Genomic DNA, 26,296 nt, shown 5'->3' with positions numbered 1-26,296 from the left:
TGGACGACGTACCTCGTGTGGCAAGATGACGGCGGGTCGCGACGTACATCCTGCGTCCGGTCCGTGTCATCGAGGACACCTTTGACACCTTTCACAACGGATCGTCCGGCACGTACCTGCCGGTGAAGGGATTGATCAGCCATGGCAACGGTCACTTTCGACAAGGCCACCCGGGTCTATCCGGGCACCGAACGCCCCGCGGTCGACGCGCTCGACCTGCACATCGAGGACGGCGAGTTCCTCGTCCTCGTCGGCCCCTCCGGCTGCGGAAAGTCCACCTCGCTCCGCATGCTCGCGGGCCTCGAGGACGTCAACGCGGGCCGGATCCTCATCGGGGACCGCGACGTCACGGACGTCCAGCCCAAGGACCGGGACATCGCGATGGTGTTCCAGAACTACGCGCTGTACCCGCACATGACGGTGGCCGACAACATGGGCTTCGCGCTCAAGATCGCCGGCACCCCGAAGGCGGAGATCCGCCAGCGCGTCGAGGAGGCTGCCAAGATCCTCGACCTGTCGCAGTACCTCGACCGCAAGCCGAAGGCCCTCTCGGGTGGCCAGCGTCAGCGTGTCGCCATGGGCCGCGCGATCGTGCGTTCGCCGCAGGTGTTCCTCATGGACGAGCCGCTGTCGAACCTCGACGCCAAGCTCCGCGTCCAGACCCGTACGCAGATCGCGTCGCTGCAGCGCCGTCTCGGTGTCACCACCGTCTACGTCACGCACGACCAGACCGAGGCCCTGACCATGGGTGACCGCATCGCGGTCCTCAAGGACGGTCTCCTGCAGCAGGTCGGCACGCCGCGCGACATGTACGACACCCCGGCCAACGTGTTCGTCGCCGGCTTCATCGGCTCGCCTGCCATGAACATCGGCACGTTCCCGGTGCTCGACGGCCAGGCGAACCTCGGCCGCGCCCGCGTCGCGATCCCCCGCGACGCCGTCGGTCAGCTCACCGGCGACGACAAGAACCACATCACGGTCGGTTTCCGCCCCGAGTCGGTCGACGTCCTGCCTGCCGGCACACCGGACGGCATCCCCGTCATCGTGAACATCGTCGAGGAGCTCGGCTCGGACGCGTTCGTCTACGGCTCGCTGACCAACGAGTTCGGCCACGCGGCGGACGTCCACTCCGGTGCCGGTGACGCGCAGGTCATCGTGCGCGTCGACCCGCGCCAGGTGCCCGCCAAGGGCGAGACCATCTACATCCGGATCCGCACCGGCGAGACGCACCTTTTCCACGCAGGCTCGGGCGAGCGCATCCCGTTCTGATCCTCACCGCACAGGGCGGTCCCGGTTCACACCGGGACCGCCCTGTGCTGTTGGTGAGTGCTGGGAGGATGTCTCCATGAACGCCCTGCAGATCACCGCGGCCTCGCCGGACCCGGCGCTGCTCGACCTCCCCTGGCACCTCCCTCTGGAGGACTGGCCCGACGAGACGCTGGCTGCGCTGCCCCGAGGCATCTCCCGGCACATCGTGCGGTTCGTGAAGCTCTCCGGCCGGGTCATCGCGGTCAAGGAGATCGGCGAGACCGTCGCGTACCGCGAGTACGAGCTGCTGCGCCAGCTGCGCCGCCTCGACGTCCCCGGGGTGGAGCCCGTCGGGGTGATCACCGGACGGTCGGACGCGCAGGGCGAGCGGCTCGAGGCGGTGCTCATCACGCAGCACCTGTCCTTCTCCTTGCCGTACCGCGCGCTGTTCAGCCAGGTGCTGCGGCCGGACACGGCGACCCGCCTGATCGACGCCCTCGCCGTGCTGCTGGTCCGCCTCCACCTGGTCGGCTTCTACTGGGGCGACGTGTCGCTGTCCAACACGCTGTTCCGGCGTGACGCCGAGACCTTCGCCGCGTACCTGGTCGACGCCGAGACGGGCGACCTGCACGACCGCCTCACCAACGGCCAGCGCGGGTACGACCTCGAGATCGCACGCGTGAACATCATCGGCGAGCTCATGGACCTGCAGGCTGGGGAGTTCCTCGAGGAGGACGTCGACGCCGTGGCCATCGGCGAGGCGCTGGTCGAGCGGTACGAGGACCTGTGGCGAGCCCTGACCGAGCCCGAGACGTTCGGCTACGGCGACCGCTGGCGCGTGCAGGCCCGGATCGACCGGCTCAACGACCTGGGCTTCGACGTGGGTGAGCTCGACATCACGACCGACGTCGACGGCACCCGCGTGGTGATCCAGCCGAAGGTCGTGGACGCCGGGCACCACTCGCGGCGCCTCATGCGCCTCACGGGCCTGGACGTTCAGGAGAACCAGGCCCGTCGCCTGCTCAACGACCTCGACGAGTTCCGTGCCGCCACAGACCGGCAGCGCGACGACGAGTCCTTCGTCGCGCACGACTGGCTGACCGAGGTGTTCGAACCGGCCGTCCGCGCCGTCCCACGGGACCTGCGCGGCAAGCTCGAGCCCGCGCAGATCTATCACGAGCTGCTCGACCACCGGTGGTACATGTCCGAGCAGGCCGGCCACGACGTGTCGATGAAGAAGGCCGTGAAGTCCTACCTCAGGGACATCCTGCCCAGCCGGCCTGACGAGCACTCGATCCTCGGCGTGCAGGCGGGCGAGATCCCTGAGACGGGTATGACGCCGCGCGTCGACGACCCGGACGACCTCCTGCTCGGCTGAGTCGTCACACGGCGCGCTGGCGGGCGACCTCGTACAGGGCGATGCCGGCGGCGACGCCGGCGTTGAGGGACTCGACCGCTGACGCGATCGGGATCGACGCGATCGCGTCGCACTGCTCGCGCACGAGCCGCGAGAGGCCCTTGCCCTCCGAGCCGACCACGAGCACCAGCGGGTCGGTGGCGTAGGGCAGCTCGGTGATCGTGGTGTCGCCGCCTCCGTCGAGACCGACCACGAACACACCCGCCTGCTTGAGGCCCTGCAGGGTGCGCACCAGGTTGGTCACGCGTGCGACCGGGACGCGTGCCGCAGCTCCCGCGGACACCTTCCACGCCGATGCGGTGACTCCCGCGGCACGTCGCTCGGGCACGAGCACGCCGTGGGCACCGAACGCGCCTGCCGACCGCAGGACCGCACCGAGGTTGCGCGGGTCGGTCACGCCGTCCAGCGCCACGATCAGCGCGGCACGGTCCGACTCGGCGGCCGCGTCGAGGAGGTCCTCGTCGTCGACGTACTCGTACGGCGGGACCTGGATGGCGACGCCCTGGTGGACGGAGCCGTCGGTGAGCCGGTCGAGCTCGCTGCGGCTGACCTCGAGCAGCGGGTAGTTCGAGTTGCCCGCCGCCGCGATGATCTCGCGCGTGCGGTCGTCGGCCTCGAGGCGCGACGCGATGTACACGGTCGACACGGGGATGCCGGCTCGCAGGGCCTCGACCACGCTGTTGCGACCCGAGACGATCTCGTGGGTCGAGCTCTTGCGGCCCCCCTTGGAGCCGGCTGCGCTGCGCGACGCGCCGGCCGACTGCCGGCCGGACGTGCCGCGCGTACCGGCGACGGCGCGACGTTCGGCCGCGACCTTCGCCTTGTGGGCCGGGTGGTACTCACGGTCCTCGGCCTTGGGCGTCGGGCCGCGACCCTCGAGGCTGCGGCGGTTCTTGCCGCCGGTGCCCGCGGACGCGACCTTCTTGGACCCGGCCTTGCGGGTTGCCCCGCGGCGGGAGGAGTTGCCAGCCATGCTGTGTTCCTTTGTTCTGATGCTCGTATGGGGCTGATCCGGCGCGCTTGCGGCTCAGTCCCCGGTCTCTGCGCGGGCGGCGAGTGTCCATCGCGCCCCGTCCGACGAGTCCTCGACGACGATGCCGGCCGCTGCGAGGCGGTCCCGGATCGCGTCGGACGTGGCGAAGTCGCGGGCGGCACGGGCTTGTGCCCGGGCCTCCAGCTCGGCGGCGACCACCGACTCGAGGGCGCGGACGTAGCGTTCGTCTCCCGCGGTCGCACGCCAGTGCGCTCCCGCAGGGTCCAGGCCGAGCACGTCGAGCATCGCCCGCAGCACGACCATTGACTCGCGGGCCTCGGCACCGTCACCGCGCGCCAGCGCGGAGTTGCCCGTGCGCAGGTGCTCGTGCACCACCGCGAGAGCGGCCGGGACGTTGAGGTCGTCGTCCATCGCGGCCACGAAGTCGTCGGGCAGCTCGACAGCGGCCACCTCGGCATCGTCGGCGACCCCGACCTTCTCGGTGGCCCGCTCCACGAAGCCCGCGAGCCGGTCCCACGTCGCCTCGGCCTCGCGCAGGGTGTCGTCGGTCCACTCGAGCATCGAGCTGTACTGCACGGCGGTCATCGCGTACCGCAGCACGGACGCGCGCTCCTTGGCGAGCACCGCTGTGACGAGCAGCCCGTTGCCGAGCGACTTGCTCATCTTGGCGCCGCCCTGCGTCACCCACCCGTTGTGCAGCCAGTACTGCGCGAAGCCGTACCCCGCCGCACGCGACTGCGCCTGCTCGTTCTCGTGGTGCGGGAACCGCAGGTCCAAGCCTCCGCCGTGGATGTCGAACGTGTCGCCCAGGTAGCGCTGCGCCATCGCCGAGCACTCCAGGTGCCAGCCGGGCCGGCCGCGACCGAACGGGGTGTCCCAGCTCGCGGTCTCAGGCTCCCCCGGCTTGGCGGCCTTCCAGAGAGCGAAGTCGCGCGGGTCGCGCTTGGCGTCGTCGTCGACCGTGCCGTCCGGCGCCGGGATCATGTCCTCGACCCGCTGGTTGGTGAGCGCGCCGTACTCGCCGTAGCTGCGCACGTCGAACCACACGTCGCCGGCGCCCGTCGTGTAGGCATGGCCCTTCTCGACGAGCCGCGACATCAGCTCGACCATCGCGGGCACATGACCTGTCGCCCGTGGCTCGTAGCTGGGCGGCAGGACGCCGAGCGCGTCGTAGGCGGCCGTGAACGCCCGCTCGTTGAGCATCGCCCAGGCCCACCAGGGCTCGCCCGCATCGAGGGCCTTGGCCAGGATCTTGTCGTCGATGTCGGTGACGTTGCGCACCAGCGTGACCTTGCTGCCGGACCGGCGCAGCCAGCGGACCAGCACGTCGAACGCGACGGCTGACCGCAGGTGCCCGATGTGCGGCGCCGACTGGACCGTGGCACCACACAGGTACACGCCGACCTCGCCGGGGACGAGCGGCACGAAGTCGCGCACCGTCCGGGTCGCGGTGTCGAAGAGGCGCAGGGTCACGCGGCAAGGCTACCGGGGCGGCGCCACGCGCCGCGCCCGCCGGGCTGCCGCCCTCAGCCGAAGGTGTGCGACTCGCCCCGGTAGGTGGGGACCGTGGCCTCGATCGTCGTGCCGCGGACCAGGTGCACGGACTCGAAGCGCTCCATGACCTCGCCGGACTTGGCGTGCCGGAACCAGACGCGGTCACCGATGCGCAGGTCGGAGCCACCGGACAGACGTAGGGGCGTCTGCACCTCGCCCGCACCCTCACGGCTGGTCAGCGCCAGGCCGCCGGGCCAGACCGGTCGCGGCTGGCGGGACTTCGTCGCCGGGCCGGACGCGATGTAGCCGCCGCCGAACGCGGTCGCGAAGCCCGGGCCAGGGATGCGCACCACGTCGAGACCGAAGTACGCGGCCGGCCGAGGCGTGAACGAGCGGTAGCCGTCGAAGAGGGTCGGCACGAAGAGGCCTGAGCCGGCCGTGACCTCCGTGACGACCGGGTCTGCCGCGCTGGACGCGATGGAGCCGGAGCCGCCCGAGTTCACGAGCGACAGCGGGTGCCCGACGGCGTCCTCGACAGCCTTGACGACCGCCGCGCGGCGGGACGCAAGGTCCGCGATCGAGAACCGCTTGACCGCGCGCACTGCAGCGCTGGAGTCGGGCAGCCCCGCCACCTGGGCCTCGTAGAACATGACTCCGACGACGTCGACGCCCGGGCGGGACCTGATCGCGGCGGCGAGGGCACCGGCGTCGGCGGCCCTGTGCACGGGAGAGCGCCGGACGCCCAGGTGCGCGGCGAGCGGACCGATCCTCACGCGCAGGGACGCGTCGACGTCCAGGCAGAGGCGCACCGTGACGCCGTGTGCGGCGGCCGAGCGGGCTGCGAGGTCGACCTGCGCGACGTCGTCGACCATGAGCGTCACGGCAGCGACCGCGGCCGGGTCGGCGGCGAGCTTGTCGAGCGCGTCGGTGTCGACGGTCGGGTAGCCCAGCAGGACGTCGTCGACACCCTGCGAGACCAGCCAGAGCGCCTCGCGCAGCGAGTACGCCATGACACCGGCGAACCCGTCGCGCGCGAGCACCCGCTGCAGCACCGCCCGGACGCGCACGGACTTGCTGGCCACCCTGATGGGTGTGCCGGCCGCTCGCCGGACGAGGTCCGTCGCGTTGAGGTCGACCGCGTCGAGGTCGACGACGGCCAGCGGGGCAGGGAGTCCTTGCGTCGCCTGGTCGAGGCGTGCGCCGATCGTGAGGGTCATGCACCGGCTCCTGCCGACAGAGGGACCCGGTCACGCCGCACCACACCGAACCGACCGGCGAGCACGGCGACCGCGAGGACGAGGACGACCGGCACCAGGAAGCCCCAGCGCAGGCTGGATGCGGTGCCGATGAATCCCACAAACACTCCGCCGAGCACGGCGCCGACGTAGTTGAAACCGTTGAGCCGCGCGATGACGGCGTCGGCGTGACCGGGGGCGAGCAGGCCGGCAGACGAGAAGCACAGCGGGGCGATCAGGCCCAGGCCGGCGCCGGCGACGGCGAAGCCGAGGACCGCCTGCGCCGGGGTGTGCGAGGTCAGCACGAGCAGCAGGCCGCCGGCACCGACCAGAGACGCGACGCGGACGACCCGGATCCGGCCCCAGCGCCGGACGCAGGGGTCGCCGGCGAGGCGGGACACCAGCGTCATCGCCAGGTAGGCGGCGTAGCCCAGCTTGGTCAGCGTGCCCGTCGAGTCCAGGACCTCGTGCATGAAGATCGGGCTCCACGTCGAGATCGCCTGGTCGTTGACGTAGTACGCCACGACCCCCAGTCCCAGGACCAGGAGCGGTCCCCACGGTATGACCGGCTTGCCTGCGCTCTCCTCGTCCGACGCCCCGACGGGCCCGTCGACCTGGGCAGGGGCGGCGGCGTCGCTCCAGGCGGAGCGTCGCACGGCGAGGCATGCGCTCAGCGCGACGACCACGCCGGCGAGAAGCGTCCAGCCGACCGGCTCCGCAGGGACCCGCCCGGTGGCCACGGCGACCATGACGGTGCCGAGAATCCCCCCGACGGACCACGCAGCGTAGAAGCCGGTGAGCAGCGAGCGGCCGTAGAGCCGCTGGATCGTGACGGCCTGCATGTTGGTGCCGGAGTCGACCATGCCGAGGCCGACCCCGTACACCGCGAACCCTGCGGCGAGCACGGGGAACGAGGGTGACACGGCCACGATCACCACGGCAGTCGCGACGACGACGAGGCCCTGCCCGAGGACCGCGCGTGAGCCGCCGGCCGATCGGGCGACCCGGTCGGAGATCACTGTCCCCACGCCGGCCATGATGCAGACGCCCAGGATGACGAGCGTGATGGTCGCGTCGCCGATCCCGTACCGGTCCTTGAACACGTCAAGGCTGGTCAAGATCATCGCGAAGACGAAGCCCTGCGCTGCGAAGCCGAGGGACACGGCGACGCGCGCACGCCGAGCCGGATCGGCTGGCGCCGCCGGGACGACCTCGCTCACGCGGGCAGAGCCTCGTCGCCGGTGTCGAGCAGGTCGCCGAGGCTCCCGGATGCGCTGGTGACCGTCGTGAGGAACTGGCCGAAGCCGTGCATGCCCTCGCGCGCCCGCTCCTCGTCTCCGTCGACGAGCCACGCGAGGGAGTAGCCGTCGATCACGGCGACGACGGTGCGCGCGAGCAGGTCCAGCGGCACCGTGAACGTCACGCCGGCAGCCGCCTCGATACCCCGCAGGACCTGCTCGGCGGCGGCCCACTGGCCGCGGTACTGCTCGATGGCGACCTGGTTCAGCTCGGGGTGGCGCAGCGAGGACGTGGTCAGCTCGTAGCTCAGCAGCTGCGCCCCCCTCGACTCCCTGATGCCGTCCCACAGTGCGTCGACGGAGCCGGCCACGACGTCCTCGACGCTGGTCCCGGGCGGGAACGCGTCACCCGTGCTGCGCTCGAGGTTCTGCGCGGTGATGGCGTGGGCCATCGCACGCAGCAGCTCGTCCTTGTCCTGGAAGCAGTAGTGCACGACGCCCAGTGAGACCCCGGCCTCGGCCGCGACCGCGCGCACGGTGGCGGCGTCGATGCCGTCCCGGCTCGCGACAGCGAGCGCTGCCTCGATGAGCTGTTCGCGTCTTTCGGCGACAGGCAGTCGGTTCACGAAGGTCCCCTCCCTCGAACGGCGGCCCCACCAGCCGTTGCGGGACCGGTGGTCGAGGCCGACGCCTCCCCAGTACACAGTTCAATGTCCCTCGTGACGATAGTCAAGGCTCTGGCGCACTTGACTTGGACAGTTGCCCAATAGGACCCTCTGTTTTATGGGACGACTGTCCGCCGCCGGGCCATGGCGCAACTGGGCCCGCACCGCCTCCGCGACGCCTCAGCGTGTCGCGCACCCCGCTGACCAGGACGAACTGGTCGAAACGGTGCGTAGCGGGATGGAGGCCGGGCTGCAGGTACGGGCGGTCGGAGCGGGTCACTCTTTCACCCCCGTGGCAGCCTCAGAGGGCGTTCACCTGCACCTCGATCGGCTGAACGCGTTCGAGCGTGTCGTTCCCCAGCCGGACGGCACCACGCACGTCACGGTCGGCGCGGGCATCCGGCTCGGGGCCTTGAACGCACAGCTCGCGGCGCACGGGCTGGGCATGCGCAACCTCGGTGACATCGACAAGCAGTCGATCGCCGGTGCGATCTCGACCGGCACGCACGGCACCGGAGCGCGGCTCGGCGGCCTGGCGACCCAGGTCGTCGGTGCCCGCATCGTGACCGCGAAGGGTGAAGTTCTCGAGACGTGCCCCGAGACCAACCCTGAGCACTTCGAGCTCGCACGCCTCGGCCTCGGCACCGTCGGCGTCCTGTCGGCGGTCACCCTCGAGGTCGTGCCTGCGTTCAAGCTGGAGGCCGTCGAGGAGCCGTGGCACCTCGACCGCGTCCTCGAGCGGCTCGACGGCCCCGACGGGCTCGTCGAAGGGAACGACCACTTCGAGTTCTACTGGTTCCCGCACACGCGGCGCGCCCTCACCAAGCGGAACAACAGGGTTCCGGATGACGTCGAGCGGCCGTTGCACCGGGTGCGCGGCTGGGTCGACGACGAGCTGCTGTCCAACGGCGTCTTCGCCGTCACGAACACGCTGGCCACGCTCGCCCCCCACACCACCGCCCGCATCAACGGGCTCGCGTCCCGCGCGCTGAGCTCGCGGCGCTTCGTCGCACCCGCACCCGAGGTGTTCGTCAGTCCTCGCCGCGTCCGGTTCCGCGAGATGGAGTACGCGGTCCCTCGCGACCAGCTCGTCCCGGTCCTGTCGGAGATCGACCGCTGGCTCGAGGCGTCCGGCGAGCACGTGCCGTTCCCGGTCGAGGTCCGCTTCGCCGCCGCCGACGACGTGTGGCTGTCCACCGCGCACGGGCGCGAGACGGCCTACATCGCGGTGCACCAGTACATCCGTCGGCCGTTCGAGGCGTACTTCCGCGCGGTCGAGAAGATCGTCGCCGCGGTCGACGGCCGGCCGCACTGGGGCAAGATCCACTGGCTCCAGGCCGAACGGCTCGGCGAGCTCTACCCGCGCTTCGCGGACGCCCAGCGGGTCCGTCAGCAGGCGGACCCGGACGGCGTCTTCAGCTCCCCGTACCTCGCCAGGCTGTTCGGGGCGTAGCCACCTCACAGGCCTCGACCCTGGTCAACGGCCGCCCACAGGTGCACTCTGGGCGCGTGGCAGTCAGCAGCAGAGCCGTCGTCGCGTCCGCGTTCGGCGGGCCAGAGGTCCTTCGCATCGTCGACGTCGACCTGGCGGACCCCGGACTGGGAAACATCTTGATCGACGTCCGCGCGGCCGGCGTCAACGCCATCGACTGGAAACGGTACTCGGGCGGCCGCAACGCCGACCCGGCCCAGCTCCCGATGCGTCTCGGGTACGAGGTCTCGGGCGTCGTCTCCGCGACGGGGCCGTCCGTGCGATGGCTCTCCCCCGGTGACGAGGTCATCGCGTGGCGGGTCGACGGCGGGTACGCCGACCGGATCGTGGCGTCCGAGCAGGTGACGGTCCGCCGGCCACCGAACCTCGACTGGTCCCCCGCCGCGGGACTGCTGCTCGCGGGAGCGACCGCCGTCCACACCCTGTCCGCGACGGGCACCCGCGACGGCGACGTCGTCCTCGTGCACGGCGGGTCGGGGGGCGTCGGGCGCATGGTCGTGCAGCTGGCCATCCTGCGCGGCGCTCGCGTGATCGCCACCGCGTCCCCGCGCCAGCACGACGACCTGCGGGCCCTCGGCGCCGTCCCTGTGGCCTACGGCGACGGACTGCTCGACGACCTGCGCGACGCCGTCCGGACGACCGGACCTGTCACGGTCGCCATCGACACGGTCGGCACGGACGAGGCCCTCGACACGTCGGTCGCCGTCGTCGCCGACCGGCAGCGTGTGGCCACGATCGCCGGTTTCGCACGCGCGGGCGAGCTGGGCATCCGCGCGCTGGGCGGCGGCCCGGGCGCCGACCCGGGGACGCTCGTGCGGGAGGCCGCGCGCGCGCAGCTGGCCGAGCTCGCATCCGACGGGAGTCTCGACGTGCGCGTCGCGCAGACCTACGCCCTCGAGGACGCCGCCAAGGCGCACGCCGACGGGCTCACGGGCCACTCCCACGGCAAGCTCATCTTGCTGCCCTGAGGTGCGCGGTCGACTCCGAGCGCAGCGCGTCGATGTCGGCCCGAGGCGGGCCGGGAGCTCAGAAGCTGATGCTCAAGACCGGGACCGGAGGTGCCGTGCCGGTGAGCTGGCGCGGTGCGTGGTCGTCGAGGTCCACGAGACCCGAGCGCGTCGCCTCGAGCACCTCGATCGGCACGGATCCGCGGTGGTCGTCGGCACGCCGCCGGCCCGTGCTGCCCGCGGATCGCAAGGCGGGAAGCTGCAGCGTGGGGGCGTCCGACGAGTGGGTCACGGCAGGACCGTACCGGCTGGCGAAATGGGATGCCAGCCCCCAACTCGGACAGCGTCGAACGCACGTCGGTCCGGGACACGAGAACAGGCCGGACGCGGCTGAACGACGCCGGTCAGGTCGGTGGGGCGATCTCGAGGGCCAGGGACTCCAGCTCGTGCAGGACCCTGCGGACGACCAGGCGTTCCGCACGGTCGCGGCGAAGCAGCGCGTCGATCCGGCGACCTGCGCGGACGCCTTCGAGCGGCACGAGCCGGATCCGGGCGCTCCCGCCGAACGTGTACCGCGGCAGCAGGGAGATGCCGTGGCCGGCACCGACCAGCGCCTCGATCACGTGGAAGTCGTTGACCCGGTGCACGATGCGCGGTGCGGCGCCGGACCTGGCGGCGACCTCGGCGACGAGCGAGGCGATCGGGAAGCCCTCCCGGACGGAGATCCAGGACGCGTCGGTGAGGTCGGACGGGTGGACGGCGGCCCGTGACGCGAGGGGATGGTCGAGCGGCACGGCGACGTCGAGCGGCTCGCGCAGGAGCGGGAACACCCTCACCCCTGACCAGTCGGGCGCGTCTTCGGGCCGGTGGGCGACGACGATATCGATCCGGTCGGTCAGAGCGGCGAAGTCCTCCTGCGCGACGTCCTCATCCGTGCACTCGAGCGTGATCCCGTCCAGGCGCCCGACGCGCGTCATCAGGCCGGGCAGGAGCAGCTCCGCACCGCTCTGGAACGCGGAGACCCGCACGATGCCCACCGGGCGCTCGAGAAAGGCGTCACACGCGGCCTGAGCACGCTCCAGCGCCACAGCGACGTCGACAGCAGCCGCGGCCAGCGCCTCCCCGGCGGGCGTGAGCCGCAGGCCGCGGCCCACGCGCTCGGTCAGGGGGACTCCCGCAGCACGCTGCAGCACGGCAACCTGCTGCGAGACGGCGGACGGCGTCAGGTGCAGGACGGCTGCGGCGGCGGTCACCCCGCCCTGCGACCCGATGGTGCGGAGCGTCTCGAGCGCGCGAGCGTCCATGTAGGAACGCTACATCGTCGGATAAGAATCATGCGCTGGTGCTGTAGAAGGCCGCGGAAACACACTCGTGCCCATGACCTCCCGCGACCGACTGCTCGCCGTGCTCGTCGCCGTCATCTGGGGGCTCAACTTCACCGCCATCCACCTGTCGCTCGAGCAGTTCCCCCCGTTCTTCCTCGTCGCCCTGCGGTTCGCGCTGCTCGCGGTCCCGACCCTGCTGCTGGTCCCCAAGCCCTCCGCGCCCTGGCGCTGGATCGTGCTCTACGGCCTGGGGTTCGGCGTCCTGCAGTTCGTGTTCCTCTACCTGGCGATGGCGAACGGGATGCCGACCGGGCTCGCCTCCCTGGTCCTGCAGTCGTCGGCACCCTTCACGGTCGTCCTCGCGGCGGCCTTCCTGCGCGAACGGCTCACCGTCCGGCAAGGTCTCGGCATCCTCCTCGCGGTCGCGGGGCTCGGGGGGATCGCGGCGCACCGTGCGGGTCTGGCCGGCGGCGCGACGCTGGTCCCCGTGCTGCTGACCCTGGCCGGCGGCCTCGGCTGGGCGATCGGCAACCTGGGCAGCCGCAAGGCGATGCAGGCCAGTCCGCACGAGCCGATCCGGCTGCTGCTGTGGATGTCGGTCATCCCGCCTCTGCCGATGCTCGCGCTCTCGCTGGCGGTCGAGGGTCCGGCGCAGATCGCCGACTCGTTCACCGGCCTGACGACGACGCAGGGCCTGCTCGCCCTCGCCGGCCTGGCTTACACCGTCCTCATCGCGACGCTCTGCGGCGGCATGCTCTGGACCGGCCTGATGGGCCGGCACCCGTCGAGCACGGTCGCGCCGTTCTCGATGCTCGTCCCCGTCGTCGGTATCGCCGCGTCCTGGCTCCTGCTCCGGGAGCACACCAGCGTGACCGAGCTCGCCTGGGGTTCACTCGTGCTCGCGGGCGTCCTGCTCGGAAGCACCCGCGCCCGCCGCCCGGCAGGCAGGTCCACAGCCACCGGTCGGGTGGTCGTCGCGACGACGGCCTCGGCTCAGCCCGACACCGCGACGACGAGCGCGGTAGCGATCGCCGCAACACCCTCGCCGCGACCGGTCAGCCCGAGACCGTCGGTCGTCGTCGCGGACACGCTCACGGGCGCCCCCGCGGCCGACGAGAGCGCCGACTCGGCCTCTGCCCTGCGCTGACCGAGTCGGGGACGGTTCCCGATCACCTGGACGGCGACGTTCCCGACGACGAACCCGGCATCCCGAACCCGCCGCGCCGCCTCGGCGAGCAGGACCGCACCAGCCGCGCCGGCCCACTGCGGCTCGGCCGTCCCGAAGTTCGACCCGAGGTCCCCCAGCCCCGCGGCGGACAGGAGGGCGTCCGCGCAGGCATGGGCCGCGACGTCGGCGTCGGAGTGACCGTCGAGCGGCCGCTCCCCGGGCCACTCGAGACCCGCGAGGTGCAGCACCGCGTCGGGCGCCGGATCCACCGCGTAGGCGTGCACGTCGATCCCGATGCCGGTGCGAGGCAGACCGCCCGACGACGCAGGTCCGGTGCTCATCCGTCAGCCTCCAGCAGCAGCGTGGCCACCGCGAGATCGCGCGGCGTGGTGATCTTGGCGGCGCGTTCGTCGCCTGCGACGACCCAGACGCGCTCGCCGAGTCGCTCGACGAGGCCGGCATCGTCGGACGCCGCGCTCGACTCGTGGTCCGCGTCCGCGGCGAAGGTCGCGTGCGCCCGGCTCAGCAGCTCCCACGAGAATCCCTGGGGCGTCTGCACGGCCCGCAGGTCTGCGCGCGGCACCGTCGCCACCACGAGCTCCACCGGGCCGCCCGGCTCGACCTGCTTGACCGTGTCGGTCACCGGCAGTCCGGGCACGACGGCGTGGTGGCCGGAGAGCACCGCGTCGACGACCCGGGCGATCAGCGACGGCGGCGCGAGCGGCCGCGCTGCGTCGTGCACGAGGACCACGGAGATGTCCTCGGAACCCGGCGCGGAGCGCAGCGCTGCGAGTCCGGCCGCGACCGAGGCCTGACGCGTCGGGCCACCCGGCACGACGAGCACGTCAAGGTGCGCGAGCGCGTCCGACACCGCAGCCACGTGCTCCGCGGGTGCGGTGACCACCAGCGTCTGGACATGCCGATCGCCCGCCGTGCGCGCCGCCAGAAGGTTCCGGGCGGCGTGCGCGACGAGCGACTGTCCCCCCAGCGACACCAGTGCCTTCGGGAGGGAATGACCCAACCTGCTACCGCTCCCGGCGGCAGTCAGGACAGCAGCGACTGTCACCTGGCGTCAGGACGCCAGGACCTCGTCGAGGATCGCTTCGGCCTTCTCCTCCTCGGTGTGCTCGGCAAGTGCGAGCTCCGAGACGAGGATCTGACGGGCCTTGGCGAGCATGCGCTTCTCGCCCGCGGACAGGCCACGGTCGGCGTCCCGGCGGGACAGGTCGCGGACGACCTCGGCCACCTTGATGACGTCGCCCGACGCGAGCTTCTCGAGGTTTGCCTTGTAGCGGCGGGACCAGTTGGTCGGCTCCTCGGTGTACGGGGCGCGGAGCACCTCGAACACGCGGTCCAGACCTTCCTGCCCGACAACATCACGTACGCCCACCAGATCGACGTTCTCAGCGGGCACCTCGATGGTGAGATCTCCCTGAGCGACCTTGAGCTTGAGGTAGAGCTTGTCCTCTCCGCGGATGGTCCTGGTCTTGATCTCTTCGATCAATGCCGCACCGTGGTGCGGGTAGACAACGGTCTCCCCAACAGTGAAAGTCATCTGCAGGTGTCCCCTTTCGCAGAGGGTCATCTTATCACGGTAAAAATGCCCATCTACCGGGCAGTAGCCCGCCGCCGCGGCCCGTCACCGCAGGTCACGCGCCCGCCGTCGGCCGCGTTCGCAGGGCGGCCCCAGCGCCGGCGGCCGTCGGCGCGGGCTACGCTTGGCGCACCACCCGCCTGAGCCCATGGGCGCTGCACCGCAGCCCGACGCCCCCAGGAGTCACCGTGACCTCGCCCCGTCCCCGCACCCGCCGGCTCCGTCCAGCGACCGGCCTCGCCGTCGCCGGTCTCGCAGCCGCCCTGACGCTCGCGGGCTGCTCGGCCACCAACCAGATGACCACGGAGCAGGACTACAACTCCTCCGACGGCGTCAGCGCCCAGGTGGGCGACATCAAAGCGCACAACTTCCTGGTCGCCTCCGAGGCCAAGGACGAGCCCGGTGCGCTGCTCGGTGCGCTCCAGAACACGGGCGACGACAGGCAGGTCGTCACGGTCACCCTGGGGAGCGACGACCAGACCGTGAACGTCCCGCCCGGGCAGACCGTCCTGCTCGGCGCACCCGGGGGCAACTCCGACACGAACGAGAAGATCGTCTTCGAGTCGGTCCCCGAGCCCCCGGGCGCCGTCGTCGAGGTGACCGTCGCGACCAAGGACGCGGGCAGCGTCAGCCTCGACGTCCCCGTGGTCGACGGGACGCTGCCGGAGTACGCCGACGCGGTGCCGTCCGCCACGAGCTGACGAACCAACGAAGGGGCCGGTCCACGTGGACCGGCCCCTTCGTCGTGTCAGGACTGCTCAGCCGAAGCGGCCCGAGATGTAGTCCTCCGTGGCCTGCTCGCGAGGCGAGGAGAAGATCGTGGACGTCTCGTCGATCTCGACCAGGCGGCCCGGCTGCCCGGTCGCCTTGAGGTTGAAGAACGCGGTCCGGTCGGACACGCGCGCAGCCTGCTGCATGTTGTGCGTGACGATGACAATCGTGTAGTCGTTCTTCAGCTCCGAGATGAGGTCCTCGATGGCGAGCGTCGAGATCGGGTCCAGTGCCGAGCACGGCTCGTCCATGAGGAGCACCTGCGGCTTCACCGCGATGGCGCGCGCGATGCACAGACGCTGCTGCTGACCGCCGGAGAGCCCGGAGCCGGGCCGGTTCAGGCGGTCCTTGACCTCGTTCCAGAGGTTCGCGCTGCGCAGCGAGCGTTCGACCACGTCAGCGGCGTCACCCTTCGAGATGCGCTTGTTGTTGAGCTTGATGCCGGCCAGCACGTTGTCCGCGATCGACATCGTCGGGAACGGGTTGGGGCGCTGGAACACCATCCCCACCTGGCGACGCACCGCGACCGGGTCGACGTCGTCGCCGTACAGGTCGATGCCGTCCATCGCGACCGAACCCTGCACGTGGGCACCCGGGATGACCTCGTGCATGCGGTTGAGCGTGCGCAGGAAGGTCGACTTCCCGCAGCCCGACGGGCCGATGAACGCGGTCACCGATCGGGGCTCCACCGACATCTCCACGCCGGCCACGGCGAGGAAGTCGCTGTAGTAGATGTTCAGGTCCTTGACGTCGATGCGCTGTGCCATGGTCGATCTCCTTGTGGGGCTCATGCCCGGGTCTTGGGCGCGAACCAGCGGCTCACGCCGCGCGCCAGAAGGTTGAGCAGCATGACGAACAGGATCAGCACGAGTGCTGCGCTCCATGCCCGGTCGTAGTTGATCGTCGGGATGCAGTCCTCGGCCCCGGGTGCGCAGGGCACGAGGCCCGCCGCGTACTGCCGGTAGACGTACACCGGGAGCGTCATCATGTTGCCGTGGAACGGGTCGCGGTTGATCGAGTCCGTCGCACCGACGGTGATCAGCAGAGGTGCGGTCTCGCCGATGACACGGGCGATCGCGATCATCACGCCGGTCGTGATGCCCGCGACGGCCGTGCGGAGAACCACGCGGATGATCGTCAGCCACTTCGGGACACCGAGCGCGAACGAGGCCTCGCGCAGCTCGTTGGGGACGAGCCGCAGCATCTCCTCGGTGGACCGGATGACCACCGGGATCATGAGCACCGACAGCGCGACGGCGCCGGTCAGCCCGCTCATCGACTGCGGACCCACGACCAGGTAGAAGAGCGAGAACGCGAACAGGCCAGCGACGATCGACGGGATGCCCGTCATGACGTCCACGAAGAACGTCACGGCCCTGGCGAGCGCGCCCTTGCCGTACTCGACGAGGTAGATCGAGGTGATGATGCCGATCGGCACCGAGATGATCACCGTCATCACCGTGATCAGGACCGTGCCGAGCAGTGCGTGGTACACGCCACCGGCGTCCATGCCGCCGTACACGTTGCGCATCGAGTGCGTGAGGAAGTACAGGTCGAGCCGGGCGAGGCCGTTGGCGAGGACGCTCCAGACGAGCGAGACCAGCGGGATGATCGCGAGCCCGAAGGCGCCGTAGATCAGCCACTGCATGAACCGGTCCTTGCGACGGCGCGCGCCGTCGACGCGCGTCAGGTCGTCTCGTAGCGAGGACGCCTCAGGCGTCAGCTGCACAGTGGCCATGTCAGTTCGCCCCCGAGAAGTCCTTGTTGCGCGCGATGATCGCGCGGGCCGCCAGGTTGACGAGCACGGTGATGACGAACAGGGCGAGGCCCGTCGCGATGAGGGTCGAGCGGCCGATGTCGTTCGCGTCGTTGAACCTCGCCGCGATGTTGCCGGCGATCGTCTGCTGCTGGCTCGCGACCAGGAGCTTGAACGAGTAGAGCAGTCCCGGCGACAGGATCATCAGGACGGCCATCGTCTCGCCCAGCGCGCGGCCGAGGCCGAGCATCGCGGCAGACGTCACGCCCGAGCGACCGAACGGCAGGACGGCCATCTGGACGAGCTCCCAGCGGGTCGCACCGAGCGCGAGCGCGGCCTCCTCGTGCAGTCGCGGCGTCTGCAGGAACACCTCGCGGCTGACCGCGGTGATGATCGGCAGGATCATCACGGCGAGCACCAGGGAGGTGGTCATGAGGACGCGCGGCGGGTTGGACGCGTTCCCGTGCTCGTCCCCCGCGAACAGCGGGATCCAGCCGAAGTAGTCCACGACGAACTGCCACACGGGCTGCACCTTGGGCGCCAGCACCAGGACGCCCCACAGGCCGTACACGACCGACGGGATCGCGGCGAGCAGGTCGACCACGTAGCCCAGTGCGGACGCCATGCGGCGGGGTGCGTAGTGCGAGATGAACAGCGCGACCCCGACCGCAACCGGCACCGCGAGGGCCAGCGAGACGATCGCAGCGAGCACCGTGCCGAAGATCAAGGGTCCGACCACGGACCACAGGTTGCCGTCCGCCGGGATCCAGGGGACCTCGGAGGCCAGGTCCGGGTTCTTCAGCGCGGGCAGCGCCTCGATCACCAGGAAGATCGCGACCGAGGCGAGGACGGCGAGGATGAGGATCCCTGACCACACCGCCAGGTAGCGGAACCCGCGGTCGAGCCCACGGTCGATGGTGCGTCTGCGTCGAGGCGTGCGGACCGGCGCGACCGGGGGGGTCATCGCTGTCGTGGGCGAGGCCAACGGATCTCTCCTGTCCTAGAGCGCCGCCGTCCGGCGACCGCTGAGCGGCCGCCGGACGATGACGAGTGCGATCTGGGCGACTACTTGACGGCGATCGCGTCGATCGAGGCGAGGACGTCCGTACGCAGCGTCTCCGAGATCGGGGCGGAGCCGGCCGCGCCAGCAGCCTTCTCCTGGCCCTCGGCGCTCGCCACGTAGCTCGCGTAGCCCTTGATCAGGTCGACCTTGTCCTGCGTGTCGTAGGTGTTGCAGACGACCAGGTACGACACCAGGATCGCCGGGTAGGCGCCCGCGGCCGTGGTGGTGCGGTCCACCTTGATCACGACGTCGCCCTCAGCGCGGGCGTCGTCGCGGGGCGAGGCGTCCACGGTCGCTGCGGCACCCTCGGCGGTCGGCGCGTTGAACTCGGTGCCGACACCGAGCGAGACCTTGCCGAGCGAGCCGACGGCCGACGCGTCCGCGTAGCCGATGGTTCCGGGTGCGGCCTGGATGGTCTGGACGACACCCGAGGTGCCGTTGGCGCCCTGGCCGACCTGCACGGGCCACGTGTTCGAGACCTCGTACGTCCAGACGTCAGGAGCGGTCTTGGACAGGTAGTCCTGGAAGTTCTTGGACGTGCCCGAGTCGTCCGAGCGGTGCACGACGACGATCGGGCCGGACAGCTTGGCGTCCGGGTTGAGGGCGGTGATCGCCGCGTCGTCCCACGTGGTGATCGCGCCGGAGAAGATCTTGGCGACGACGTCGGCCGACAGGTCGAGCTCGGTCACGCCGTCGATGTTGAACGCGACGGCGATCGGGCTGACGTAGACCGGCACGTCGATGCCGGCGCCGCCGTAGCAACGCTCCGTCGACGACGCGAGCTCCTCGTCGTTCAGCGCGCTGTCCGAGCCGGCGAAGTCGAGCGAGGCGTCGAGGAAGCCCTTGCGGCCGGCGCCCGAGTCGGACGTCGTGTAGTTCACGGTGACGCTGGGGTTCGCGGTCTGGAACCCGGCGACCCAGGCCTGCTGCGCCTTCTCCTGCGCGCTGGAGCCACCGCCGTTCAGGGAGCCGCTCAGCGTCGAGGCGGGGGCCTCGGAGGAGCCGGTTCCAGCAGAGGAGTCGGAGTCAACGGCGTTGTCCGATCCGCAGGCCGACAGCGTGAGGGCGAGCGTGCCGACGAGGGCAACCGCCCCGATGCGGCCGAGGAGGGGAAGCTTCACTGTGGTCCGTCCTGTCGATCCTGTGCGCACCGGTGTGTGCGCGGCGAGGTTGACGGTAGGAAGCGCACGTGACCGGTCGGACTGGATCGGGTGAACCCCGGGTGAACGGTGGCCGACGAGTACTCGCCGCCGGGGCTCAGTCGTCGACGTCGTCGGCGAGCTTGTAGCCGAGGCCGCGCACCGTGAGCACGAGCAGCGGGTTGCCGGGGTCGAGCTCGATGCGGGCGCGGATCCGCTTCACATGGACGTCGAGGGTCTTGGTGTCACCCACGTAGTCCGAGCCCCAGATGCGGTCGATGAGCTGGCCGCGCGTCAGCACACGACCGGCGTTCCGCAGGAGCATCTCGAGCAGCTCGAACTCCTTGAGCGGGAAGGCCACCAGGTCCCCTCGGACCCGGACCGTGTGCCGCTCGACATCCATCCGGATCGGGCCGGCGACGAGCAGGTCGTCGTCCTCGACCTCCGGCGGCGACGCCACGGCCGGCGCACCGACGGCGACCGCTGCGGTCTCGCGGCGGCGCAGGACCGCGCGCACGCGGGCGAGCAGCTCGCGGGAGGAATACGGCTTGGTCACGTAGTCGTCGGCACCCAGCTCGAGACCGACCACCTTGTCGATCTCGTCGTCCTTGGCCGTGAGCATGATGACCGGGACGTCGCTGACCAGGCGCAGCCGGCGGCACACCTCGGTACCCGGCAGGCCGGGGAGCATGAGGTCGAGCAGCACGAGGTCCGCGCCGAGCTCGTCGAACCGGAGCAGGGCGTCCGTGCCGGTAGCGGCGGTGACGACGTCGAAACCCTCACGCTCGAGCTGGTACGCCAGAGGGTCGCGGTAGGACTCCTCGTCCTCGACGAGCAGGATCCGGGTCATGACGCACTCCGACGCACAGGTGCTCCTTCAGGGCTGACAGGTTGGGCGGGGATGGCCGGCGCGCCCGCGTTCTCTGCTCGCGGGAGGCGCAACGTGAAGGTGGACCCCCGGCCCGGCTGGGACCAGACCGAGACGTCTCCCCCGTGGTCGGCCGCGACGTGCTTGACGATGGACAGGCCCAGGCCGGTGCCGCCGGTGTCCCGCGACCGCGCCGGGTCGACGCGGTAGAACCGCTCGAACACGCGCTCCTGCTCCGCGGCGCTGATCCCGATGCCCTCGTCGACGACGGCGATCTCCACGAGCCCGTCGACCAGGCGCACCCCCACGCCGACGTGCGACGCCTCGCCCGAGTACGCGACCGCGTTGTCGAGCAGGTTGCGCACCGCAGTGACCAGCAGCTCGTGCTGTCCCATCACGGACGTGCCGCGGACGCCGCCGATGTCGAGCCGGACGTGCTTGGCCTCCGCGGTGGTCCGCGCCCGGTCGACGGCCTCGGACAGCACCGAGTCGACGTCCACGAGCGCTGCCTGGCCCAACGCACCGGCCACCTGCAGGCGGGACAGCTCGATGATCTCGTGCACGAGCGCCGAGAGCCGCGTCGCCTCCGACTGCATCCGCCCGGCGAAGCGGCGCACGGCCTCGGGGTCGTCGGCGGCGTCCTGCACCGTCTCGGCGAGCAGCGACAGCGCACCGACCGGCGTCTTGAGCTCGTGCGAGATGTTCACGACGAAGTCCCGTCGGATCGCCTCGAGCCGACGTGCCTGCGTCAGGTCCTCAGCGAGGACCACGAGGTGCTTCGCGCTGACCTGGGCGACGCGCACCTGGACCAGGAGCACACCCGGACCGACAGGGCCGCGCGGGACCTCGAGCTCCTCGTCGCGGATCACGCCGTCCCGACGCACCCCGACGATCAGGTCACGGATCGCTGCCGGGGCGATGCGACCGTCCCGCACGATGCCGAGCGCGTGCGCCGGCGCGCTCGCACGCACCACGTTGTCGTCCTCGTCGAGGACCACAGCGGCAGAGCGCAGCACGGCGAGCGTCCGGATCAGCCCCTCGTCGAGGTCAGGTCCGGCGCCGAGCGGGGTCGGTCCCTTCTGGGCGCGCTCGCTCCAGCGGAACGCCAACGTCGCCACGGCGCCCACCACGATGCCGAGCGCGCCGGCGAGCAGCACGGTGAGCCCATCGAGTCCATCCACAGCGCCAACCCTAGGGTGGGTTCCGGGATGCACAGGGCCGCAGGCCCGCCCTGCGCTCCTCCTGCCGTCGAGCGTTCACCGTGCGTTCACGCGCGTCAGCCGAACGTCTCCATCAGCACGGACCGCTCCGCCTCGGTCAGGTTCGTCTCCACCAGGGTCGAGTGCAGTCCGTGCATCCGCTCACCGAGCCGGTCCAGGTTGCCCTCCTCCGTCACGGCGCAGAGCAGCGACGTGCCCGGGGTGATCTGCTCACGGATCCGGGCCAGCTGCGCCTCGTCGATGCCGACCGCGGCGACCGCCTTGCTGATCGCGCCCGCCGCGGCACCCACGGCGGCACCGAGCAGCGGGACGAAGAAGAGCCCGCCGAAGAGGATCCCCCAGAACGCGCCCCAGCCGGTGCCACGCCACTTGTCGTCGTGCGAGTGGTGCATGTCGGGCTTCGCTGCGCCGTCCGGCCACGTGATCACGGCATGGTCGACGATCTTGACCAGGTGGTCGTTGGCGGCGCTCTGCAGCGCCAGTGCGGCTTTCTGCGCCCCGTCGGCGGTCTCGAACTTCCAGGCGGTGAACGTGGTCATCGGTGTTCCCTTCCCTTGTTCCGAACTGCGGTTCCGTCCCCGCTGAGTCAGCAGGTTGCTCTCTCGACCTCGTGCCGACCACCCACGACGGACGACCCCGCCGACGCTAACGCCTCTCTCGCTCGTTCGGGACGAATCGCGCACGGCACTCACCCCCACGCAACGGCCGTCGCCCGTTCACCTGGGTGGGACCCTTCGTTCATCTACCGATGCGAACCTGACCCCCGCGGGGCACCTGCCGACGCGGCACGAGAGGGATCACATGCGGGACATCTTCGATGCTGAGCTGCACCAGCTCGGCGAGGACCTTGCAGCCATGAGCGGCAAGGTCGAGCACGCCATCACGAACGCAGGACTCGCGCTCCTCACCGCCGACCTCGCGCTGGCTGAGTCGGTCATCGTCGACGACCTCGAGATCGACGCCATGGAGCGCGACCTCGACGAGCGCTGCGTGCTGCTCCTGGCACAGCAGCAGCCGGTCGCGACCGATCTGCGGATCGTCGTCTCGGCCCTGCGCATGAGCGCCACGCTGGAGCGCATGGGTGACCTGGCTCGCCACGTCGCGCAGATCGCCCGGGGCCGCTACCCACGGCACGCCGTGCCGCACGCGCTGTCCGGCACGTTCGCCGAGATGCACGACGCCGCCGTCCGGGTGGCCCGCCGCACCACGACGCTGCTAAACAGCCGGGAGATCCTCCTGGCGGAGAGCATCGAGCAGGACGACGACCTTCTCGACGAGCTGCACGAGGACACGTTCGCCGCGCTGCTGGGCGGCTCGTGGGGCGGGACCACGCAGGAGACCATCGACGTCACCCTGCTGGGTCGGTACTACGAGCGCTTCGGCGACCACGGCGTGTCCGTCGCACGCCGGGTGACCTACCTGGTGACCGGCGTCGGGCGCCAGGAGCAGCTCGACAGCAACGTCGGCTGAGACTTCCGGTCGGTCTGCGCCATGGCTGCGCTGGCCGATCGGTTGCCCGCCACCCCGTCACGGGTGGGCTGAGCGCGGCTCTGAGGGGAGCGGCGATCGGCAGCGAGGGCGGCAGTCCCTCATGCGCGCGGCTGGTGAGGCGCCCCGCCGCAGGACTGCCGCCCTCGTCGCGCGCCCGCCGACGGCGGCCGAGCTCCCCGACCCGGCGAGGCGCGCGTTGCGAACCGGGGAGTCGCGCAGACAGCGACGTCCGAGCGGATGCAGGTCGGGCCCGCATCCGCTCGGACGTCGTGAGCGGACCTAGCGGCCCTGGTTGGCCACGGCCTTGATCGCCTCGGCGGCGGCTTCCGGGTCGAGGTACGTGCCGCCCGGGTTGGTGGGCTTGAGCGTCGTCTCGTCCAGGGTGTACAGCAGCGGGATGCCGGTGGGGATGTTGATCCCCGCGATCGTGCCGCTGTCGACGTCGTCCAGGTGCTTCACGAGTGCGCGGATCGAGTTGCCGTGGGCCGCGACGAGCACCGTCTTGCCGGTCTTGAGGTCCGGGACAATGTCGGACTCCCAGTACGGGAGCGCGCGGCTGAGCACCTGGTCGAGCGCCTCGGCGCGCGGGATCGGCTCCCCCGCGTAGCGCGGGTCGGTGTCCTGCGAGAACTCCGAGCCCAGCTCGATGTCCGGCGGCGGGAAGTCGTACGAGCGGCGCCAGAGCATGAACTGCTCCTCGCCGTACTCGTCGAGCGTCTGCTTCTTGTCCTTGCCCTGCAGAGCGCCGTAGTGCCGCTCGTTCAGGCGCCAGGACCGCTTGACCGGGATCCAGTGACGGTCTGCGGCGTCGAGCGCCAGGTTGGCTGTCGTGATGGCGCGGCGCAGGAGCGACGTGTGCACGACGTCCGGCAGCACGCCGGCGTCCGTGAGCAGCGTCCCGCCCCGCTTCGCCTCCTCGATGCCCTTCTCGGAGAGGGCCACATCGACCCAGCCGGTGAACAGGTTCTTGGCGTTCCACTCGCTCTCGCCGTGGCGGAGCAGCACGAGGGTGTAGGTCATGGTGGCAATCCTGCCGCACAGTGCTCCGTCGTGAGCAGGGCCGTCAGTCCCTGGACGCCCTGATCTCGCCGGCCACCGAGTAGACCTTGAGCATCTGGTCCGCGGTCGTCGACCAGCCGAACCGCTCCGCGACGCGGCGGGCACCCACCGCGTAGGTGGACCGCAGGGCCTCGGAGGCCAGCACCTCGGACAGCACATCGGCCCAGACGGCGGGGTCGTGACCGCGCACCAGGCGGCCGGAGACGTCGTGGTCGACGATCGTGCGCAGGCCGCCGACGCACGCCGCCACGACCGGGATGCCGCTGGCCTGCGCCTCGGCGGCGACCAGCCCGAAGGACTCGCTGCGGGACGGCATCGCCACGACGTCGGCCGCGTGGTACCAGCGGGCGAGGGTGTCGCGGTCGGCGGGCGGGTGCACGATCACGTCGTCGGCGACCCCGGTCATCGACGCGAGCGCGAGCAGCTCACGCACGGCCGTCGTCCGGCCCGACGGACCGCCGAGGATCACGAGCAGCGGGACGGGCCGCCCGGTCGCCTTGAGAACGCCCAGCGCGCTCACCAGGACGTCCGGGGCCTTGAGCGCCTGCACCCGTCCGGCGAAGAGCACGACCTGTCGGTCGACCGGCAGGCCGAGCATCCGCCGGGCCTCGTCGCGGTCACCGGGGACGAACCTGTCGAGGTCCACGCCAGGCTCCACGACATGCACCCGCGACGGGTCCGCGCCGTAGAGCTCGACCAGCTCCTCGGCCTCGACGGGCGTGCTGGCCACGAGCGCGTGCGCGTCCTGGACCACCTGCTCCTCGCCGATCACGCGCACGTTCGGCTCGGGTTCGTCGCCCGGCGCGAGCGACGCGTTCTTCACGCGGGCCAAGGTGTGCGCCGTGTGCACCAGCGGGGCCTCCCAGCGGTCCGCCGCGATGGCGCCCACCTGTCCCGAGAGCCAGTAGTGCGAGTGCACGACGTCGTACCAACCCGGCCGGCGCGCGGCCTCTGAGCGCAGGACGCCCGCTGCCATCCCGCAGAGCACCCCCGGGAGGTCGTTCTTGTCGAGACGCTCGAACGGTCCCGCCGGCACGTGGTGCACCAGGATCGGGGGGACCACGCCCGCGTCGACCTCGCTGGACAGCAGGACGTCGCGCGTCTCCTGCGGCGTGAGCGGTCGGCCGGTGGCATCGAACCCGGGCAACGACACGGTCTCCGCCTGGTCCGACGACGTGGCGCGCGTGAAGATCTCGACGCGCGCACCCCGTGCGGCGAGCGCCCGGGAGAGCTCGAGGACGTAGACGTTCATGCCACCGGCGTCGCCCGTGCCGGGCTGCTCGAGCGGCGAGGTGTGCACCGAGAGCATGGCGACTCGGGGGGCGAGGGTCACGAGGGCTCCTGTCGGCGGACGATTCCGGAGCCCATTCTCCCCGAAGCGCCGCGGTCTCACCTCACGGTGAGCAGATGGGGTGACGCGAGCCAGGGCAGGAACGTCCGGTCGCCGCTGTAGGTCACGGCGACCAGCGCGGTCCTGGTGGACGTGGCCAGGTGCACGACGGCCTCGCCCGCCGCGTCGAGGGTTGCGGTGCCCTTGCGCATCCCGTTGACCCACACGACGACCGTTCCCGTCGGCTCGACGCCCGCGACCCTCGTGAGCTGCGCATGGACGACCTTCGGGTCGGAGCGACCGACGGACCAGTCCGTGCCGTCGGTCAGCACCCTGGGGAGCGTCCTGGTGACGGTGAGCGCGCGCGTCGGTGCCTCGGCAGACAGGACGAGCGCCCTCGGGTCCGTCGTCCGCGCGTACACCGCGGTGACCGCGTGCCGACCGACCGCGACCGTCGCAGGAAGCGGCACCCGGACCGTGCCGTCCGCCGCCGGCCTGCCGCTCGCCACGGACGTCCCGTCGACGAGCACGTGCACCCGACCGGTCGGCGTCACGCCCGAGGAGGGCACCGCGACCTGCGCCGAGACCGGGAGCCCGAAGACCGTGATGCCCGACGAGAGCGAAATCGTCGTGCCGGACGCCTGCGGCTCCGCCCTCGCGACCGTCGGCGCGAGGCCGGCCAGCGCGAGCGGAACGGCCAGCACGATGGCGGACACGCTCACGAGGAGTCGGGACAGGTGCGCTGCTCGTCGCACGGTCGCTCCCTCGCACGCGGCCGGGCA

26 protein-coding genes and 1 pseudogene are annotated in these 26,296 nt (G+C 71.2%); 7 read left to right on the top strand and 20 right to left on the bottom strand.

Annotated elements, in window-relative coordinates; translation table 11 throughout:
• The first annotated feature begins 141 nt into the window (after positions 1-141).
• On the top strand, positions 142-1,269 hold the full coding sequence (locus tag N553_RS0108915) for an ABC transporter ATP-binding protein (protein WP_028046223.1): 1,128 nt from the start codon (positions 142-144) through the stop codon (positions 1,267-1,269).
• Between the two features lie 76 nt (positions 1,270-1,345).
• On the top strand, positions 1,346-2,626 hold the full coding sequence (locus N553_RS0108910; RefSeq protein ID WP_028046222.1) for a DUF4032 domain-containing protein: 1,281 nt from the start codon (positions 1,346-1,348) through the stop codon (positions 2,624-2,626).
• 4 nt (positions 2,627-2,630) lie between these two features.
• Here the strand turns inward: N553_RS0108910 and rlmB are convergent, their stop codons facing one another.
• Genes rlmB through N553_RS0108885 form a run of 5 tightly spaced genes read right to left on the bottom strand, consistent with a single transcriptional unit; the run spans position 2,631 to position 8,252 of the window.
• Positions 2,631-3,638 carry a 23S rRNA (guanosine(2251)-2'-O)-methyltransferase RlmB gene (gene rlmB / locus N553_RS0108905; RefSeq protein ID WP_028046221.1) on the bottom strand — a complete coding sequence of 336 codons (1,008 nt, stop codon included), beginning with the start codon at positions 3,636-3,638 and terminating at the stop codon, positions 2,631-2,633.
• 54 nt (positions 3,639-3,692) lie between these two features.
• Positions 3,693-5,132 (bottom strand): cysteine--tRNA ligase, encoded by a 1,440-nt coding sequence (gene cysS, locus N553_RS0108900; RefSeq protein ID WP_028046220.1) that lies wholly within the window; start codon positions 5,130-5,132, stop codon positions 3,693-3,695.
• Positions 5,133-5,185: 53 nt separating this feature from the next.
• Positions 5,186-6,370 carry an alanine racemase gene (locus tag N553_RS0108895; protein WP_028046219.1) on the bottom strand — a complete coding sequence of 395 codons (1,185 nt, stop codon included), beginning with the start codon at positions 6,368-6,370 and terminating at the stop codon, positions 5,186-5,188.
• A complete protein-coding gene (locus N553_RS21960) occupies positions 6,367-7,608 on the bottom strand; it encodes an MFS transporter (protein WP_051639934.1) in 1,242 nt (413 codons plus the stop codon). The genes N553_RS0108895 and N553_RS21960 overlap by 4 nt, the downstream gene beginning before the upstream one ends.
• Entirely contained in the window at positions 7,605-8,252 is a 648-nt protein-coding gene (locus N553_RS0108885) for a TetR/AcrR family transcriptional regulator (protein ID WP_028046218.1), read from the bottom strand. The genes N553_RS21960 and N553_RS0108885 overlap by 4 nt, the downstream gene beginning before the upstream one ends.
• 157 nt (positions 8,253-8,409) lie before the next feature.
• On the opposite strand from N553_RS0108885, the gene N553_RS0108880 reads away from it, so the two are divergent.
• Positions 8,410-9,744, top strand: a complete 1,335-nt coding sequence (locus tag N553_RS0108880; protein WP_028046217.1) for a D-arabinono-1,4-lactone oxidase — start codon at positions 8,410-8,412, stop codon at positions 9,742-9,744.
• A 56-nt stretch (positions 9,745-9,800) separates the two neighbouring features.
• Entirely contained in the window at positions 9,801-10,751 is a 951-nt protein-coding gene (locus tag N553_RS0108875; protein WP_028046216.1) for an NADP-dependent oxidoreductase, read from the top strand.
• A 58-nt stretch (positions 10,752-10,809) separates the two neighbouring features.
• Here the strand turns inward: N553_RS0108875 and N553_RS0108870 are convergent, their stop codons facing one another.
• Complete coding sequence (locus N553_RS0108870) at positions 10,810-11,022, bottom strand: hypothetical protein (RefSeq protein ID WP_028046215.1); 213 nt, start codon at positions 11,020-11,022, stop codon at positions 10,810-10,812.
• 112 nt (positions 11,023-11,134) lie between these two features.
• Positions 11,135-12,034 (bottom strand): LysR family transcriptional regulator, encoded by a 900-nt coding sequence (locus tag N553_RS0108865; RefSeq protein ID WP_028046214.1) that lies wholly within the window; start codon positions 12,032-12,034, stop codon positions 11,135-11,137.
• Between the two features lie 73 nt (positions 12,035-12,107).
• On the opposite strand from N553_RS0108865, the pseudogene N553_RS0108860 reads away from it, so the two are divergent.
• Positions 12,108-12,959: pseudogene (locus N553_RS0108860) on the top strand (EamA family transporter); the annotation flags it as partial.
• 89 nt (positions 12,960-13,048) lie between these two features.
• Here N553_RS0108860 and ispF read toward each other — a convergent pair.
• The 3 genes from ispF to N553_RS0108845 are packed head-to-tail and all read right to left on the bottom strand — an operon-like array spanning position 13,049 to position 14,778.
• Positions 13,049-13,564 (bottom strand): 2-C-methyl-D-erythritol 2,4-cyclodiphosphate synthase, encoded by a 516-nt coding sequence (ispF, locus tag N553_RS24700; RefSeq protein WP_028046212.1) that lies wholly within the window; start codon positions 13,562-13,564, stop codon positions 13,049-13,051.
• Positions 13,561-14,289: a 2-C-methyl-D-erythritol 4-phosphate cytidylyltransferase gene (gene ispD / locus N553_RS0108850; RefSeq protein ID WP_028046211.1), complete on the bottom strand. Its 729-nt coding sequence runs from the start codon at positions 14,287-14,289 to the stop codon at positions 13,561-13,563. Before ispD ends, ispF begins: the two co-directional genes overlap by 4 nt.
• 6 nt (positions 14,290-14,295) lie before the next feature.
• Positions 14,296-14,778 carry a CarD family transcriptional regulator gene (locus N553_RS0108845; protein ID WP_028046210.1) on the bottom strand — a complete coding sequence of 161 codons (483 nt, stop codon included), beginning with the start codon at positions 14,776-14,778 and terminating at the stop codon, positions 14,296-14,298.
• Between the two features lie 227 nt (positions 14,779-15,005).
• On the opposite strand from N553_RS0108845, the gene N553_RS21955 reads away from it, so the two are divergent.
• A complete protein-coding gene (locus tag N553_RS21955) occupies positions 15,006-15,518 on the top strand; it encodes a hypothetical protein (protein ID WP_034620892.1) in 513 nt (170 codons plus the stop codon).
• Between the two features lie 57 nt (positions 15,519-15,575).
• On the opposite strand, the gene pstB is transcribed toward N553_RS21955, so the two are convergent.
• From pstB to N553_RS0108805, 7 genes are all read right to left on the bottom strand, one after another.
• Positions 15,576-16,355, bottom strand: coding sequence for a phosphate ABC transporter ATP-binding protein PstB (pstB, locus tag N553_RS0108835; RefSeq protein ID WP_028046209.1), 780 nt, complete (start codon positions 16,353-16,355; stop codon positions 15,576-15,578).
• Between the two features lie 20 nt (positions 16,356-16,375).
• Positions 16,376-17,326 carry a phosphate ABC transporter permease PstA gene (pstA, locus tag N553_RS0108830; protein ID WP_028046208.1) on the bottom strand — a complete coding sequence of 317 codons (951 nt, stop codon included), beginning with the start codon at positions 17,324-17,326 and terminating at the stop codon, positions 16,376-16,378.
• A 1-nt stretch (position 17,327) separates the two neighbouring features.
• Positions 17,328-18,308 carry a phosphate ABC transporter permease subunit PstC gene (gene pstC, locus N553_RS0108825; protein WP_028046207.1) on the bottom strand — a complete coding sequence of 327 codons (981 nt, stop codon included), beginning with the start codon at positions 18,306-18,308 and terminating at the stop codon, positions 17,328-17,330.
• Between the two features lie 101 nt (positions 18,309-18,409).
• Positions 18,410-19,528, bottom strand: a complete 1,119-nt coding sequence (locus tag N553_RS0108820) for a phosphate ABC transporter substrate-binding protein PstS (protein ID WP_028046206.1) — start codon at positions 19,526-19,528, stop codon at positions 18,410-18,412.
• A gap of 136 nt (positions 19,529-19,664) precedes the next feature.
• The gene (locus N553_RS0108815; protein ID WP_028046205.1) at positions 19,665-20,396 is read right to left on the bottom strand and encodes a response regulator transcription factor; all 732 of its coding nucleotides are present in this window, start codon (positions 20,394-20,396) and stop codon (positions 19,665-19,667) included.
• Complete coding sequence (locus tag N553_RS21950; protein ID WP_034620890.1) at positions 20,393-21,595, bottom strand: cell wall metabolism sensor histidine kinase WalK; 1,203 nt, start codon at positions 21,593-21,595, stop codon at positions 20,393-20,395. Before N553_RS21950 ends, N553_RS0108815 begins: the two co-directional genes overlap by 4 nt.
• A gap of 95 nt (positions 21,596-21,690) precedes the next feature.
• A complete protein-coding gene (locus N553_RS0108805; RefSeq protein WP_028046204.1) occupies positions 21,691-22,173 on the bottom strand; it encodes a DUF1269 domain-containing protein in 483 nt (160 codons plus the stop codon).
• A gap of 262 nt (positions 22,174-22,435) precedes the next feature.
• Between N553_RS0108805 and phoU the strand changes: the two genes are divergently transcribed.
• On the top strand, positions 22,436-23,104 hold the full coding sequence (gene phoU, locus N553_RS0108800) for a phosphate signaling complex protein PhoU (RefSeq protein WP_028046203.1): 669 nt from the start codon (positions 22,436-22,438) through the stop codon (positions 23,102-23,104).
• Positions 23,105-23,404: 300 nt separating this feature from the next.
• Here phoU and N553_RS0108795 read toward each other — a convergent pair whose 3' ends face one another.
• From N553_RS0108795 to N553_RS0108785, 3 genes are all read right to left on the bottom strand, one after another.
• Positions 23,405-24,145, bottom strand: a complete 741-nt coding sequence (locus N553_RS0108795) for a phosphoglyceromutase (RefSeq protein WP_028046202.1) — start codon at positions 24,143-24,145, stop codon at positions 23,405-23,407.
• Positions 24,146-24,188: 43 nt separating this feature from the next.
• On the bottom strand, positions 24,189-25,493 hold the full coding sequence (locus tag N553_RS0108790) for a glycosyltransferase (RefSeq protein WP_034620887.1): 1,305 nt from the start codon (positions 25,491-25,493) through the stop codon (positions 24,189-24,191).
• Between the two features lie 80 nt (positions 25,494-25,573).
• Positions 25,574-26,269 carry an Ig-like domain repeat protein gene (locus N553_RS0108785; RefSeq protein ID WP_156043749.1) on the bottom strand — a complete coding sequence of 232 codons (696 nt, stop codon included), beginning with the start codon at positions 26,267-26,269 and terminating at the stop codon, positions 25,574-25,576.
• Positions 26,270-26,296: the final 27 nt, after the last annotated feature.

The sequence above is a fragment of the Cellulomonas sp. URHE0023 genome (genome assembly GCF_000688475.1).
GTDB lineage: Bacteria > Actinomycetota > Actinomycetes > Actinomycetales > Cellulomonadaceae > Cellulomonas.
Note: the sequence above shows the minus strand (reverse complement) of the source record. Positions and strands in the feature narration are given on the sequence as shown.

What these genes read in the sequence shown, in the direction of transcription:
- rlmB (WP_028046221.1), bottom strand. Translation starts at nt 3,638, where the DNA reads ATGGCTGGCAACTCCTCCCGCCGCGGGGCAACCCGCAAGGCCGGGTCC.
- pstB (WP_028046209.1), bottom strand. Translation starts at nt 16,355, where the DNA reads ATGGCACAGCGCATCGACGTCAAGGACCTGAACATCTACTACAGCGAC.
- N553_RS0108895 (WP_028046219.1), bottom strand. Translation starts at nt 6,370, where the DNA reads ATGACCCTCACGATCGGCGCACGCCTCGACCAGGCGACGCAAGGACTC.
- phoU (WP_028046203.1), top strand. Translation starts at nt 22,436, where the DNA reads ATGCGGGACATCTTCGATGCTGAGCTGCACCAGCTCGGCGAGGACCTT.
- N553_RS0108815 (WP_028046205.1), bottom strand. Translation starts at nt 20,396, where the DNA reads ATGACCCGGATCCTGCTCGTCGAGGACGAGGAGTCCTACCGCGACCCT.
- pstC (WP_028046207.1), bottom strand. Translation starts at nt 18,308, where the DNA reads ATGACCCCCCCGGTCGCGCCGGTCCGCACGCCTCGACGCAGACGCACC.
- N553_RS0108805 (WP_028046204.1), bottom strand. Translation starts at nt 22,173, where the DNA reads ATGACCACGTTCACCGCCTGGAAGTTCGAGACCGCCGACGGGGCGCAG.
- N553_RS0108790 (WP_034620887.1), bottom strand. Translation starts at nt 25,493, where the DNA reads ATGCTCTCGGTGCACACCTCGCCGCTCGAGCAGCCCGGCACGGGCGAC.
- ispF (WP_028046212.1), bottom strand. Translation starts at nt 13,564, where the DNA reads ATGAGCACCGGACCTGCGTCGTCGGGCGGTCTGCCTCGCACCGGCATC.
- N553_RS0108880 (WP_028046217.1), top strand. Translation starts at nt 8,410, where the DNA reads ATGGGACGACTGTCCGCCGCCGGGCCATGGCGCAACTGGGCCCGCACC.
- N553_RS0108795 (WP_028046202.1), bottom strand. Translation starts at nt 24,145, where the DNA reads ATGACCTACACCCTCGTGCTGCTCCGCCACGGCGAGAGCGAGTGGAAC.
- N553_RS0108845 (WP_028046210.1), bottom strand. Translation starts at nt 14,778, where the DNA reads ATGACTTTCACTGTTGGGGAGACCGTTGTCTACCCGCACCACGGTGCG.
- pstA (WP_028046208.1), bottom strand. Translation starts at nt 17,326, where the DNA reads ATGGCCACTGTGCAGCTGACGCCTGAGGCGTCCTCGCTACGAGACGAC.
- N553_RS0108915 (WP_028046223.1), top strand. Translation starts at nt 142, where the DNA reads ATGGCAACGGTCACTTTCGACAAGGCCACCCGGGTCTATCCGGGCACC.
- N553_RS0108910 (WP_028046222.1), top strand. Translation starts at nt 1,346, where the DNA reads ATGAACGCCCTGCAGATCACCGCGGCCTCGCCGGACCCGGCGCTGCTC.
- N553_RS0108865 (WP_028046214.1), bottom strand. Translation starts at nt 12,034, where the DNA reads ATGGACGCTCGCGCGCTCGAGACGCTCCGCACCATCGGGTCGCAGGGC.